The sequence below is a fragment of the Microbacterium sp. NPDC078814 genome (genome assembly GCF_040702645.1).
Taxonomy (GTDB): domain Bacteria; phylum Actinomycetota; class Actinomycetes; order Actinomycetales; family Microbacteriaceae; genus Microbacterium.
Genome location: NZ_JBFBLT010000003.1, coordinates 426,018 through 440,006, shown reverse-complemented (window position 1 = coordinate 440,006; position 13,989 = coordinate 426,018). Strand labels below are relative to the sequence as shown.

Sequence of the window (13,989 nt, the reverse complement as noted above, 5' to 3'; positions counted from 1 at the left end):
CGGAGGCTTCTGTGCCTTCGACGGGGGTTCGTCGGAACGAACCGCCGCGGTCCGAGCATCTCTGGGGGAGCTCTCGCGGTCGATCGTCCGACGATGACGTGCCGACGTGGGGTCGGCCATCGAATGACTGGGGAACACACATGGGGAACAGTGCTGTCTGGAAGCGCGCACGCACGGGCGTGGCCGGGGTGATCGTGGGGGTGATGGTCACCGCGGCGCTGGTCGCCCTCGGCGGCGGTGCCGCCGCGGCGGCCGACGATCCGGGCGGACTGCCTCCGCTGCTGCAGCGGGATGAGAACGTCGTCACATCCGATCCGATCCCGACCGTGCAGATCGACAACGGGTACGTCTGGGCCCAGACGACGATCGGCTCGACCGTGTACGCGGTCGGCAAGTTCGACAACGCCCGGGAGCCGAAGGCGGCACCGGGGACGGCGCTGACGGCGCGCGCGAACGTGCTCGCCTACGACATCGACACGGGCGCGCTCCTGCCGTTCGCTCCGCAGGTCAACGGCGTGATCAAGGCCGTCGCCGCTTCGCCCGACGGCACCCGCATCTACATCGGCGGCTCGTTCAACAAGGTCAACGGCAAGGACCGCTGGAACATCGCCGCGATCGATGCGAAGACCGGCGAGCTCGTCCCGGGCTTCGTGCCTTCCATCGGCGGATCCGGCGTCTACGCGCTGGCGACGTCGGGCACGACGGTCTACGCGGGCGGCCTGCTCACCCAGGCCAACGGCACGCCGCGGAAGAACCTGGCCGCCTTCGACACCACCAACGGCGCCCTCCGTCCGTGGGCCCCGCAGACCGACCTCCAGGTCGATGCCATGGTCATGGACCCTGCGGGTGCGGACACCATCGTGGGCGGACGCTTCTCCCAGGTCAACGGCAACACCGAGATGCGCGGCAGCGCCTCTGTCGACAAGACCACGGGCGCCCTGAACACCGAGTGGGAGCTCGCGAAGACGGTCAAGAACGGCGCGGGATCCGGCATCTACGCCGGCAAGGCCGGGACGTTCGGTCTCGCCACCGACGCGACCGGCGTGTACGGCACAGGCTGGGGCTTCGCCAACGCGGCGACGGGCAGCCTCGAGGGCACCTTCGCCGCCGAGGCCGGCACCGGTAAGGTGCGCTGGATCGCGGATTGCCTCGGCGACCATTACGGCGTCTACTCCACGGGAAAGGTCGTCTACACGACCAGCCACACGCATTCATGCGAAACTCTGGGACTCCACCCGGAGCAGGCTCCGCGCGTACACCGCTATTCCGAGGCATACACGGCGGATGCTCGCGGAACGCTGGCACCCGCGCCGACCGCGCCCAGTCGCAAGGACTGGGGCGGCACGCCCGCCCCGTCGCCGTACGCCTGGTCACCCGATTGGGCGGTCGGGACCACCACAGGACTCGGTCAGGCCGGGTTGTCGATCACCGGCACCGGCAACATGATCTCCATCGGCGGCGAGTTCCGCTCCGTCAACAACGGACAGTTCGAAGGACTCGTCCGCTTCTCGACCACCCCTCCAGAGGGCCCGAAGGACGGACCGCGCCTCTCCGGCGACAAGTGGGTGCCGACCGCGACTTCGCTCACCCCCGGGCGCGTGAAGGTCACCATTCCCGCCAACTGGGACCGTGACGATCTCACGCTCACATACGAGTTGCGCCGCGCCGACTCGACCACCCCGTTGTTCACCACCAAGGTGGACTCCACGTGGTGGAACCTGCCCGCAGTCAGCTTCGAGGACACGACGGCTCCGGTCGGCGCACAGCAGCAGTACACCTTCACCGCCACGGACAGCAACGGCCACACGGTTTCGAGCAAGACGACGACCGCCACGGCGGCCGCGTCCACACCTGCGTACTCCAACGCCGTGCTCGCTGACGGCCCCCAGTTGTACTACCCGTTGGGAACCGTCGCGCAGGATGTGGCAGGTACGAACAGCCCGCTCATCCGCTCAGGAGCGACGCCTCGGTCATCAGGCGTGCCGAAGGGCGTGGCCGGGGCGACAGCCCTCGACGGGACAGAGACCGGACGAGTCGACACGACCACGAAGGCCGCGGCGCCAGCATCGTTCTCGGCCGAGATGTGGTTCCAGACCTCGACGACCGCGGGCGGCGTGTTGTTCGACTTCGAGAGCTCGGCCGCTGGCTTCTTCTCGAAGAACTACGACCGAACCGTCTACATGTCAGACAATGGCCGCCTGAACTTCGGGGTATACAACGACGGCACCAAAGTGCTCACGACCGCGACGGCATACAACGACAACCGCTGGCATCATGTCGTCGCGTCGGTGAGCCCCGAGGGAATGAAGCTCTTCATCGACGGAAAGCTCGACGGCCAGCTCCCTACCGTCACCAAAGCGCAGGACTTCAACGGGTACTGGAAGATTGGCGGTGGCAGGCTGAAGGGTTGGGCGAATGAGCCGACCAAGACGCTTGCCGCCCCTGCCAACCTTGCCGGCGATGCCCACCTGGTCGGCAATGTCGATGAGTTCGCGGTCTACCCGTATGGCCTGACCGCGGGACAGGTCAAGACCCACTACAGCGTCGGGAATGGCTCCACAGCCCCCGTCGCCGCTTATACGGCCGCGGCAAGCGGCCTCACCGTGACCTTCGACGCGAGCACGTCCGTGCCGCCCGGCTCCGCCACGATCTCGGACTACCGCTGGGACTTCGGCGACGGGTCCACGGGCACCGGCAAGACGCCGACGCACACGTACGCCAAGCCCGGCACGTACGCGGTCACGCTCACGGTCACCGACAACCAGAACCTCGTCGGCTCGGTCACGAAGCAGATCGTCGTTCAGGGCGCGAACACCCTGCCCACGGCCTCGTTCACGCTCTCGGCCTCGGGGCTGACGGTGTCGACCGACGCGTCGGCATCGACGGACGCCGACGGCAGCGTCCGCAGCTACCGCTGGGACTGGGGCGACGGCACGACCGGCGAAGGCGCGTCGGCGACGCACACCTACGCCACCGCCGGCACGCGGACGGTCACCCTCACCGTGACGGACGACGTCGGGGGCTCGGCGACGACCACCCGGGAAGCCGTGGTGGCGGAGCCCGCGCCGCTCGCGAGCGACGAGTTCGACCGCACGGCCGGTCCCGGCTGGGGCGAAGCCCTCGCCGGCGGCGCCTGGAAGATCATCGGCGGATCCGCCGCCGCGGCCAGCGTCGCCGACGGCTCGGGGCAGCTGAAGCTGGCCGCGGGAGACACCCGCCACGCGACGCTGAACGCCCCGTCGGTGCCGAACCCGGCGCTGGAGACGACCTTCCGCGTGGATCAGCCGTCGAGCACTGGAGGCTCCTACATCGGGGTCATCGCCCGGGACTCGTCCGCCGGTCGGTATCTCGTGCGCGCCTGGCTCCGCCCCGACGGCACGGTCTGGCTCGTGGCGCACCGCGACGGCACCGTCCTCGCGACCCGGGCACTGAACGGCGTCACGGTCACCCCGGGCACCACCTACACGCTCAAGGCGGCCGTGACCGGGGCGGACAAGGCCTCCCTCGTCGCGAAGCTCTGGGCGACCGATGCCGCGGAGCCCGCCGACTGGCAGCTGCGGGCGACCGACGCCGCCCCGCTTCCGGCGGGTGGCGTGGGTCTCAGCGGCAGCCGCTCTGCGAGCGCCACCGCACCGCTCGGCGTGTCCTTCGACACGTTCCGCGTCAGGGCAGCGGAGTAACCGGACCGCTCACGCACGGACGCCGGCCTCGATCGCCTCGGGGCCGGCGTCCGTCGTCTGGAGCCTCCCGTCCGCTGGCCGCGGATAGGATGTTCAGACGCCGACGACAGGGGAGGAGGTGGGTCGTGACGCCTGCGCAGGACGCCACCGCCGCAGCCCTCCTCCGCTCGAACCGCCGTCGCCGGCTCATCCGCCGCTGGGTCGCGATCGGGACGATCCCGCTCACCCTCGCCGCGCTGCTCTTCGTCGGCAAGCTGCTCAGCATGTACGCGTTCGCCCATCAGGCCATCACCGCCTACGTCGTCGACGACTTCGCGGGTTCCGAGTCCTCGGCGCGAGGACAGGACGTCCTGAACTGGTTCGAGCCGTTCAAGGCGCCGTACAACATCGGCACCGCACTGGCCGGGGCCGATGAACTCCCCGCCTCCCGCGCAGAACTGGAGCGTGCCCTGGATCTCGCCACCGGGCTCGAGGTCTGCCCGGTCCGGATCAACCTCGCCCTCGTGGTCGAGCGGATGGGCGACGCCGCCAGGGCCGAGGGCGACGGTGCCGGGGCGACCGCCCTCTACGGCGAGGCGCTGACGATCACGGTCGAGACCCCGGAGGAGTGCCACAGCGAGGAGGCGCAGCAGCAGTCTCCCGATCCCGAGCGCGACATGACGGACACTCTCGACAGCACCGAGGACCGCCTCAAGCAGAAGCAGCAGGAACAGGAGCAGCAACAGCAGCCGCAGGAGCCGCAGGACGAGCAGGAGGAGCCGCAGCCGTCGGAGGACAAGCTGCAGGATCTCCAGGACAAGCTCGAGCAGGGGACGCAGGAACGCGATCAGCAGCAGGGCGATGAGCCCGGCGGCACCGGGGTGGACAAGCCATGGTGAGCGATCACGAGCGACAGCGCGCCCGGTATGTGGGCGGCACCGAGGGCGCCCCGCCGGTCCCGCCGCCCGGGGGCTATCGCGGCGCCCGGCGGCAGCACCAGGTGGGTCCCACGCCGCCCGCCCTCTCCCCGCTGCCGCCCGAGGAGAAGACGCCCTCGGCGAACGCCCTGGGCTGGATCGCGCTGGTCGCCGCGATCCTCTTCGTCCTGATCCTGTTCGGCACGCTCGTGGTCGGCGGCACCGACCTGCTGTACGGCGTGACGATGATCACGCTGCAGCTCGTGGTGCTCGCCGTCATCGTGGCCGCGCTCTTCACCCCGGGAGGACGGCGGCTCGGGATCATCGCGCTCGTCCTCACCATCCTGTTCAACGTCGCGACCGTCGGGGCGCTCAGCGCACTGCGCACCTCGGCGTCCGGCAACTACGAAGGCGTGAAGACCGCGGAGCAGCGGCATGCGGAGGCCTACCCCGGGATCAAGGGCACGGCCCCGCAGGAAGCGCTCACCCAGCAGTCCATGGAGGAGGTGCGCGCCGAGGCCGAGGCTCTCTTCGCCGACATCCGCGAGCGGCTCAGCGCCGACTTCGGGTTCACCTGGGTCCAGGTCGGCGAGGAGGACGTGCGACCGGAGCGGAACGGGTACGGGGGTGAGTCGATGCTGTCGGAGTACACCTCGGCGGCCTGGGCGACCGAGCAGCCCGTGCAGGGCTACGCGCGCAAGCTCGAGGTGATGGCCGCGATCGACGAGGTGGTGGCCGCGCACGGCCTGTGGAACCTGTACTCCTTCAACGACCCGGCGAACTCCGGAATTGACCCGTCCATGATCGCCAAGCTCTACGGCAGTGACGACCCGCGCACGCAGACGACGTGGGAGTACTACACGGAGAACTACCCCGACCCGCTGCGCTTCTACGCGAACATCTATGACCTGTCGAACGATGCCGACGGCGGCTTCCGCACCTCGCGAGAGGCGCAGAGTGCGCGCACCGGCGAGCCGGTCGAGGGGCTCCAGCTCGTGGTCATCGCCGGCAAGGTGCTGAGCGAGGCCGACCGCGCGGAGTTCGAGGAGCGGCTGCAGGACTATCCCGGCTTCGAGTGACCACCCGCCCGGTGCGAGGATGACGGGATGAGGCAGGGAGCGGTCGGCGCGGTGCGGCTCGTCGAGCACGGCGGACGCCGGCTGGTCGAGAAGCGCCTCGCCGATCCGGCACGGCACGACAACGAGCTGCGGGCCCTCCGCGGACTCGTCGGCTCCGCGCTCCCGGTGCCCGAGGTGGTCGAGGAGCGGCCGGGGGCGATCCTCATGACGGCGCTCCCCGGCACCCGCCTCGACGACGCCGCCGCCGACGCCCGGATCCTGGGCCTCGGTTCGTCGGCACCGCTGCTCCGCGCCCTGCATCGGCTCGACCCACCCGACGACCTTCTTCCGGCGCCCGACGACGCCATGATCATCGAGCGGTATCGCGCCGCCGGTGCGCCTCCCCTCCCGCTGCGCATCCCGCCGTCGTCTGGGACCGTCTTCTGCCACGGCGACTGGACCGACGGCAACCTGCTCGCGCAGCACGGCCGCATCTCCGGGATCGTCGACTGGGAGGCGTCCCACCGTGGCGATCCGCTGCGGGAACTGGCGCGAGCCGCGTGGGGAGCCGCCCGGAAGGATCCGCGGTCGGAGCGGGCGCTCATCGACGGCTACGGCGCCGATCCCGCCCGGGTCCGCGCGTGGTACCCGGTGCACGCCGCGGAGCTGTGGCTGTGGTTCGCGGAGGCCGGCCCTCCCGCGTACCTCGCTGCGCTCACCGCCGAGCTGGAGCGGTGGTCGGACTGACGCTCACCGGGTGATTCCGGTCGGACGCCCTCGATGATCCGACGCGCCGTGGCTACACTGGCGGCACAGGGGGAGGGAGCGTCCGCATGATCCACGAACTCGACGAGCAGCAGTCCTACGAGTTGCTGGCGACCACCACGGTGGGCCGCATCGGATTCGTCGACGAGGGCCTGGTGCAGATCCATCCGGTGAACTTCGTCGTCTCGGGGCACGAGCTGCTCCTGCGCACATCTCCGGATGGCCACCTGGCGGCCCTCTCCCGCGAGTCGGCCGAGGTGTCGTTCGAGGTCGACTACCACGATCCGATCGGCGGCCTGGGCTGGAGCGTGCTGATGCACGGTGTCCTGTCGCAGGTACCCGAGGAGGACGCGGCCGGGGCGGCGGCGCGGGTGCATCCGTGGGCCGGAGACGACCGCGACCTCCCGCTGTCGTTCCGCATCGAGCGCATCACCGGACGCAGCGTCCGCCGCGACGCCCGCACGGGCGGCGTCTGAGCCGCCGAGCGCGCGTTCCGCTCAGGACGCGAAGGCGAGACCGGCGGCGAGCGCGAATCCGAGGACGGTCGCCAGCCCCGTGGACTCCTTCGCCTTCGACTGCGCCTCCGGGACCATCGAGTCCACCAGCATGACGAGCAGGGCGCCCGCGGCGAAACCGCTCGCCCCCGAACGGAAGACCTCGCCGGTCACGCTGGCCAGCGCGAAGCCGGCGACCGTCGCCAGCGCGCAGACCACGGCGACGCCGGCCCACAGCAGCAGCACTCTGGACCGTCGCATGCCGCCGTCGAGCAGGTCGGCGGCGGAGCCGATGGACTCCGGGAGGTTCGAGACGAGGATGGCGACGACGAGCGCGATGCTCACCGGCTCCCCCGAGGCGAGACCGATGCCGAGGACGAGCTGCTCCGGGATCCCGTCGAGGAGGGCGCCCACCGCGAGCTGGCCTCCCCCGGCCTCGCCCTTCTTCCTCGCGGCCCTGGCGTCGAGGATGCGGGCGGCGATGTAGTAGCTGAGGGCTCCGAGGGCGACGCCGGTGACGAGCGGGATCGGACCACCCCGGTCGAGCCCCTCCTCCCACAGCTCGAAGGCGATGGAGGCCATCAGCGCTCCGGCGCCGAAACCCAGCACGATGCCCAGCCACCGCGGCGGCCAGCTGCGCAGCATCGCGAGCACCGCGCCGACGAACAGCGGAGCCGCCGCGACGGCTCCCCACAGAATCGCTCCACCCATGTCCGACCTCCCGTGCGCCCACTCTCTCACTTCCCGCAGCTAAGACTCGTGCCACCCACCCGAATGGTATTCTCTCGGCATGAAGGCAACCATGGACAAGGCAGGACGAATCGTGATCCCTGCCGCACTCCGCGAGCGTGTCGGATTGGTTCCCGGGCCGGTGGACCTCGTCCTCGACGGCAACGGCATCCGGATCGAGATCGAGGCCCCCGACAACCTCGTCGAGAAAGACGGCCGCCTCGTCGTCCGCTCTTCCGGCACCACCCTCACACCTGATGACGTTCGCGAGCTCCGCCTTGCCGACCAGCGCTGACTTCGTCCTCGACACGAGTGCGGCGGTCGCTCTTCTCGTGGAAGACCACACGGCGCACGGCGCGGTGCAGACCTTCTGCGCCGGTGCGGCCCTCGGTCTCGCCGGACACGCCTCGGCAGAGACGTACTCCGTCCTGACCCGCCTGCCGCCCCCCGATCGACTGACCCCCTCGGCCGCGGCGCTCGCCATCCGCACCGCCTTTCCCCGTTCGGCGTCACTCGCGGGGCACACCGCGCTCACCGCCGTCGATGTTCTCGCCGATGCGGGGATCTCCGGCGGGGCGGTCTATGACGGCCTCGTCGGCCTCGCCGCACGGGATGCCGGCGTCCCGCTCGTCACGTGCGATCGCCGCGCGCTGGGCACCTATGCGGCGCTCGGCGTCATGACGCGGCTCGTCTGAGGCGAGACGGGACGACACGCCGCCGCCGATAGACTGGGAGCCATGTCCAAGGTCCTCCAGTCCCTGCCCGTCGGCGAGCGCGTCGGCATCGCCTTCTCCGGAGGACTCGACACCTCCGTCGCCGTCGCCTGGATGCGCGACAAGGGCGCCGTCCCCTTCACCTACACGGGTGACCTCGGACAGTACGACGAGGACGACATCGCCTCGATCCCCGGGCGCGCGCTGGAGTACGGCGCCGAGGCCTCGCGCCTCATCGACTGCAAGACGGCGCTCGTCGAGGAGGGCTTCGTCGCGCTCTCCTGCGGCGCCTTCCACATCCGCTCCGGCGGCAAGACCTACTTCAACACCACGCCGCTCGGCCGCGCGGTCACCGGCACCCTGCTCGTGCGTGCGATGCGCGAGGACGGCGTCGACATCTGGGGCGACGGCTCGACCTACAAGGGCAACGACATCGAGCGGTTCTACCGCTACGGCCTGCTCGCCAACCCCCGCCTGCGCATCTACAAGCCCTGGCTCGACGCGGACTTCGTCACGGAGCTCGGCGGTCGCCAGGAGATGAGCGAATGGCTGGTCGCGCACGGCTTCCCGTACCGCGACTCGGCCGAGAAGGCGTACTCGACGGATGCGAACATCTGGGGCGCGACCCACGAGGCGAAGACGCTCGAGCACCTCGACGTGTCGCTGGAGACCGTCGACCCGATCATGGGCGTGAAGTTCTGGGACCCGTCCGTCGCCATCGAGACCGAGGACGTCTCGGTGACGTTCGAGGGCGGCCGTCCGGTCGCGATCAACGGCGTCGAGTTCAGCGACCCGGTGGCCCTGGTTCAGGAGGCGAACGCGATCGGCGGGCGCCACGGCCTCGGCATGAGCGACCAGATCGAGAACCGCATCATCGAGGCGAAGTCGCGCGGCATCTACGAGGCTCCGGCCATGGCGCTGCTCTTCATCGCGTACGAGCGCCTCGTCAACGGCATCCTCAACGAGGACACCCTCGCCACCTACCACGAGCAGGGTCGCCGCCTCGGCCGCCTCATGTACGAGGGCCGCTGGCTCGAGCCGCAGTCGCTCATGCTCCGCGAGTCCATCCAGCGCTGGGTCGGCTCGACCATCTCCGGCACCGTGACGATCCGCCTGCGCCGCGGCGACGACTGGACGATCCTCGACACCGTCTCGCCGAACCTGTCGTACGGGCCGGAGAAGCTGTCGATGGAGCGCGTCGGCGACGCCGCGTTCGGCCCGGTGGACCGGATCGGCCAGCTCACGATGCGCAACCTCGACATCGCCGACTCCCGCGCCCGCCTGGAGCAGTACGCGGGCCTCGGCCTCGTCGGCGGCGCGACGGGCGAGCTCGTCGGACGGGTGACCGCGGGCGAGTCGGCCGAGATCACCGAATCGGTGCACGGCTCGATCTCGGAGGCCGACGAGAATCTCGCGGACGCGGTCGACACCGCTTCCGAGCGCGCGGCCTTCGACTCCGGCACCGACTGAGCGCACGGGGCGCCGCGGCTCACCGGGCGCCCCTCCCTGGGGCCGCGATCAGGACGCGGCGGCGAGCGGACGCGTCGGTGCCACCGCGCGGTCGACGATCCCCGGCAGCACGTCATCGAACAGCGTCATGAGGGCGGCGCGCATCGCCGCGGCGTCGCGTCCCGGGAGCACGGCGGCGATCCGTGCGACCGCGGCGCGCACATCCGACCAGTCGAAGACACTTCCCGCGCGACGGGCGACGCACGCGAGAAGCGTGCCCAGGTTCCCGACCAGCTCGGCACGCTCCGTGTTGCCCTCGATCCGGGCGAAGGCCACGGCGAGAGCACGCAGGCCTCCGCCGAACGCGGCTCCGTCCCGCCACCGGACAGCCAGGGCCACATCGTCGACGAGCTCGTCCAGGTACGCGAGGTCGTCGGCGTGGAGCACCGTCATCGTGCGCCGGACGGAGCCGATCCAGACGTCGCCGAACAGGGCCACCACGTCACGCGCCCGGTCGCCGTCGAGCGCGGTCACCCACCGCGTGCCATCGCGGCGCACCGCGACGAGCCCGACCGCGGCGAGGCGGTCGAGGGCGCGGAGCACCTCGGCCGGCCGGGCGTCGAGTGCGACAGCGAGGTCTCGCTCGTCCAGCCGTGTCCCCGGCGCGAGCGCCCCCGAGACGATCGCGTCCGTCAGCCTGTCCTGCAGACCGCGGTGCCGATCCCCTGCCACCGATGTCGCACTCCCCGCGCGCACATCATCCTTCTTCTCGATCATGGCGTCCCCCCGCCGTTCCCTGGACCGATCCCGCCGGAGTCCCGGTCCGGACCGGTCTCTCCGCTGAGAATGCGCCGAAGCGCGACGCGTAACATAACACGGCGCGGCCCGGACGAACCTCCGCGTCCTCCCGCACGGCCGGAACGCTGCGAGATTGCTGAGTTATCTTGCACAGAGCTGTGCATGTTATTACCATGAAGGGATGACCACTCGCGCCCTTCGTCGCGACGCTGCGGAGAACCGCGCCGGCATCCTGTCCGCGGCTCGCAGCGCCCTTGCCACCGACCCGCACGCCTCCCTCGACGCGATCGCCCGCACCGCCGGCCTGTCCCGCCGCACCCTCTACGGGCACTTCGAGGATCGGGACGCCCTGATCCGCGAACTCGTCTCCACCGGCGCCCAGCGCTTCAACGCCATCGCCGCCTCGATCGACGACCCCGACGCCCGCCTCGCTCTCGCCCGACTGGCCGCCCGGCTCTGGGAGGAGGCGGGGCACATCCAGGTCGCCGCCGCGCTCGCCCTCGACGAGGCGCACGTCGAGCACACCGCCGCGGCCCTCGCGCCGTTGCGCCGGAGCGTCGCCGCCCTCGTACGACGGGGACAGGAGGACGGCAGCTTCCGCACGGACCTCGCCGCCCCGACGCTCGCCCGACTGATCGAGGAGATGGCGCGCACCGTCGTCTCCCGCACCGACGCGCAGAGCCGCGGCGCGGGAGACGTCGCCGTCCGGGCCGTGCTCAGCATCGCGGGGCTCTCCTGGCGCGAGGCCGACGAGCTGCTCTCCACTCACCAGGACATCACCGCCGAGGACCAGGAGGTCCGCGCATGAGGATCACGTTGCACGAGGTCAGCAAGGGCCGCGCCGGCCAGGCGCTTCCGTCCATGAGTCTCGAGTTCCACTCCGGCGCCGTCCGCTACGCCCTCGCGGAGACCGAGCAGCGGCCGACCGTGCTCGGCCTCATCGCGAGCGGGCGGATGCGTCCGGACACGGGCCGCGTCACGATCGATGCGGCGGCGAGCCCGAAGGAGCTGCGCCGCCGCGTCGCGCTCGTGGACGCCCCCGACGTGAGCGACCCGCACCCGGACATCACCGTCGCCGGGGTGGTGGGCGAGGAGCTGATGTTCGCCGGACGCGGCGCGACCCCGCTCCACGCCCGCCGCTGGCTCGGCCGGGTGGGGTACCAGGAGCTCGCCTCCGTCCCCATCGGCTCGGTCGACCCGGCCGCGCGCGTGCGCATCCTGTGCGAGCTCGCGGTGCTCCGCGAGGGCGTCGAGGGCATCGTCCTCGTCGCCCCGGATCGTCACGGCGGCAGCCCGGACGGATGGTGGCGCATCGCGGCCGAGTTCGCGGACCGCGGGTACGCGATGCTCGTGATCGTCGGCGGTTCCGCCGCCGTCGCCCTCGAGCGGATGCACGAGTTCGATGCGATCAATGCGTCCGGACCGATCGAGCCCCTGGTGCTCGAACGTCCGGAACCCGCGGCGGACACGCCGGAGGAGAGCGTGGCGGCGGACGGATCCGCGACCGACGATGACGCCCCAGACCAGGGCGAACCCACGACCGATGAGGAAGGAGAAGCGCGATGAAGGTTCCCGCCATGATCGCCGCCGAGCTCCGCCGCCTGACCGCGAGCCGGATGGGCATCCTCGCCCTCGTGGCCCTGATCTGCGTGCCGATCCTCTACGGCGGCCTCTACCTCTGGGCGAACCAGGATCCGTATGCCAAGTTCTCCGAGGTCCCCGTGGCCCTCGTGGTCGACGACGAGGGCGCTCCCGCCCCCACGACCGGTACCGAGCCGGCGACCGACGAGACCGTCAACTACGGCGAGGACGTGGCGGAGAACCTCATCGAGGGCAACGCCTTCGACTGGCAGCGCATGACCGAGGACGAGGCCGCCGACGCCCTGCGGCACGGCGTGGTCGACTTCACCGTGACGATCCCGGCCGACTTCTCCGCCGCCCTCACCTCCGCGGCGGGCGACGACCCGCACCAGGCCCGGATCGAGCTGGAGACGAACGACGCGAACAACTACCTCGCCTCGTCGATGGGCTCGCAGGCCGTGGAGAAGATCCGCAGCTCCGTCGCCGAGATGGTCGGCAGCGAGGCCGCGGAGAGACTGCTGACCGGGCTCAGCGACGTGCGCGACAACCTGGTCTCCGCGACGGACGGCGCTACGCAGCTCGCCGACGGCGCGAGCACCGCGGCCTCCGGCAGCACGTCCCTCGCCGACGGCACAGCGCAGCTCGCCGAGGGCTCCGCGCAGCTCGCCTCCGGGGCGCAGACCCTCGCCGACGGCGCCCAGCAGGTGAGTGCCGGCAACCGCCAGCTCGCCGACGTCGCCGACCGGGCCGGAGCCGCAGTGCAGGAGGCGACGAATGCGCTGCCGCAGGTGCGCGCGGACATCACCGACGTCCTCACCGAGCAGGGACTCGCGCCTGAGGAGATCGACGCGGTGCTCGCGCGCCTGGATCCTCTCGGCACCCGGATCGAGGAGGGCAACGCCCAGGTGCAGGACGCGGTCGGCAAGGTCGATCAGCTCGCCGCCGGTTCCGCCTCGCTGGCCGCGGGGGCGAGTGATCTCGCCGGCGGCGCCGGCACCCTCGCGACGGGCGCGGCCGCGGCGAACGCGGGCGCGGCCCAGCTCCGCGACGGTCTGCAGACGCTGTCCTCCGGAACCGCGGAGCTGCGGGACGGCCTCGCCGACGGCGTGCAGGCCATCCCCGCCTCCACCCCCGACCTGCGCTCACTGCAGGCCGACACGATCGCCGACCCGGTGAAGGTCTCCAGCGACAAGGTCGCCTCCGCCGAGGACTACGGCGCGGGCCTCGCCCCGTTCTTCGCCGCCCTCTCCGCGTGGATCGGCATCTATGCGCTGTTCCTCATCGTGAAGCCGATCTCCCGCCGCGCCGTCACGGCGCTGCACTCCCCGATCCGGATCACGCTCGCGGGCTGGCTGACGCCGGCGATGCTCGGCGCGGTGCAGATGCTCGGGCTGATGGGCATCCTGGCGCTGACACTCGGCTTCACGTTCGATCATCCGCTGGGCACCCTCGGGGTGATGATGTTCGCCTCGGCCACGTTCGCCGCGATCATCCTCGCCCTCAACGTCTGGCTCGGCTCCGTGGGGCAGTTCCTCGGGCTCGTCCTCATGGTGCTCCAGCTCGTCACCGCGGGCGGGACGTTCCCGTGGCAGACCCTGCCCGCTCCCCTCGCCGCACTGCATCACGTGCTGCCCCTCGGCTACGTCGTCGATGCCATGCGCCAGCTCATGTACGGCGGCGACTACGCCCGGGCCGGCTGGGATCTGGCGGTGCTGGGCGCCTGGCTGGCGGGGGCGCTGCTGCTGGCGATGATCGGGGTGACCCGCATGACGCATCGCCGCACGCTGCGGGATCTGCAGCCCAGCCTCATCGGCTGAGCCTCCCGC

Annotated in this window: 13 protein-coding genes; 11 read left to right on the top strand and 2 right to left on the bottom strand. The window is 71.1% G+C overall.

All coding sequences use genetic code 11. The features are described 5' to 3' along the window. Positions 1-140 precede the first annotated feature (140 nt). The 5 genes from AB0300_RS08345 (at position 141) to AB0300_RS08325 (ending at position 6,875) form a co-directional block, all read left to right on the top strand. A complete protein-coding gene (locus AB0300_RS08345; RefSeq protein ID WP_366215827.1) occupies positions 141-3,680 on the top strand; it encodes a PKD domain-containing protein in 3,540 nt (1,179 codons plus the stop codon). A 125-nt stretch (positions 3,681-3,805) separates the two neighbouring features. Then, positions 3,806-4,558 (top strand): hypothetical protein, encoded by a 753-nt coding sequence (locus tag AB0300_RS08340; RefSeq protein ID WP_366215826.1) that lies wholly within the window; start codon positions 3,806-3,808, stop codon positions 4,556-4,558. Further along, complete coding sequence (locus AB0300_RS08335) at positions 4,552-5,655, top strand: DUF4064 domain-containing protein (protein ID WP_366215825.1); 1,104 nt, start codon at positions 4,552-4,554, stop codon at positions 5,653-5,655. The genes AB0300_RS08340 and AB0300_RS08335 overlap by 7 nt, the downstream gene beginning before the upstream one ends. 27 nt (positions 5,656-5,682) lie before the next feature. Continuing rightward, on the top strand, positions 5,683-6,381 hold the full coding sequence (locus tag AB0300_RS08330) for a phosphotransferase (protein WP_315107066.1): 699 nt from the start codon (positions 5,683-5,685) through the stop codon (positions 6,379-6,381). 86 nt (positions 6,382-6,467) lie between these two features. Beyond that, positions 6,468-6,875, top strand: coding sequence for a pyridoxamine 5'-phosphate oxidase family protein (locus AB0300_RS08325; RefSeq protein WP_025105208.1), 408 nt, complete (start codon positions 6,468-6,470; stop codon positions 6,873-6,875). A gap of 21 nt (positions 6,876-6,896) precedes the next feature. Here the strand turns inward: AB0300_RS08325 and AB0300_RS08320 are convergent, their stop codons facing one another. Next, positions 6,897-7,604 (bottom strand): ZIP family metal transporter, encoded by a 708-nt coding sequence (locus AB0300_RS08320; RefSeq protein ID WP_085604240.1) that lies wholly within the window; start codon positions 7,602-7,604, stop codon positions 6,897-6,899. 79 nt (positions 7,605-7,683) lie between these two features. Between AB0300_RS08320 and AB0300_RS08315 the strand changes: the two genes are divergently transcribed. From AB0300_RS08315 to argG, 3 genes are read left to right on the top strand one after another with little or no spacing between them, the layout of a single operon-like run. Further along, complete coding sequence (locus AB0300_RS08315; RefSeq protein ID WP_249521388.1) at positions 7,684-7,917, top strand: AbrB/MazE/SpoVT family DNA-binding domain-containing protein; 234 nt, start codon at positions 7,684-7,686, stop codon at positions 7,915-7,917. Further along, positions 7,880-8,317, top strand: a complete 438-nt coding sequence (locus tag AB0300_RS08310) for a PIN domain-containing protein (RefSeq protein WP_366215824.1) — start codon at positions 7,880-7,882, stop codon at positions 8,315-8,317. Before AB0300_RS08315 ends, AB0300_RS08310 begins: the two co-directional genes overlap by 38 nt. Positions 8,318-8,359: 42 nt before the next feature. Next, positions 8,360-9,805: an argininosuccinate synthase gene (gene argG / locus AB0300_RS08305; protein ID WP_025105204.1), complete on the top strand. Its 1,446-nt coding sequence runs from the start codon at positions 8,360-8,362 to the stop codon at positions 9,803-9,805. Positions 9,806-9,853: 48 nt separating this feature from the next. Here the strand turns inward: argG and AB0300_RS08300 are convergent, their stop codons facing one another. Next, complete coding sequence (locus AB0300_RS08300; RefSeq protein ID WP_366215823.1) at positions 9,854-10,561, bottom strand: GntR family transcriptional regulator; 708 nt, start codon at positions 10,559-10,561, stop codon at positions 9,854-9,856. Positions 10,562-10,763: 202 nt separating this feature from the next. Here AB0300_RS08300 and AB0300_RS08295 point away from each other — a divergent pair, with 202 nt between their 5' ends. Genes AB0300_RS08295 through AB0300_RS08285 form a run of 3 tightly spaced genes read left to right on the top strand, consistent with a single transcriptional unit; the run spans position 10,764 to position 13,980 of the window. Beyond that, positions 10,764-11,390: a TetR family transcriptional regulator gene (locus AB0300_RS08295; protein ID WP_025105202.1), complete on the top strand. Its 627-nt coding sequence runs from the start codon at positions 10,764-10,766 to the stop codon at positions 11,388-11,390. Then, positions 11,387-12,148 (top strand): hypothetical protein, encoded by a 762-nt coding sequence (locus AB0300_RS08290; protein ID WP_216353862.1) that lies wholly within the window; start codon positions 11,387-11,389, stop codon positions 12,146-12,148. Before AB0300_RS08295 ends, AB0300_RS08290 begins: the two co-directional genes overlap by 4 nt. Beyond that, complete coding sequence (locus tag AB0300_RS08285) at positions 12,145-13,980, top strand: YhgE/Pip family protein (protein ID WP_085604231.1); 1,836 nt, start codon at positions 12,145-12,147, stop codon at positions 13,978-13,980. Before AB0300_RS08290 ends, AB0300_RS08285 begins: the two co-directional genes overlap by 4 nt. Positions 13,981-13,989 lie beyond the last annotated feature (9 nt).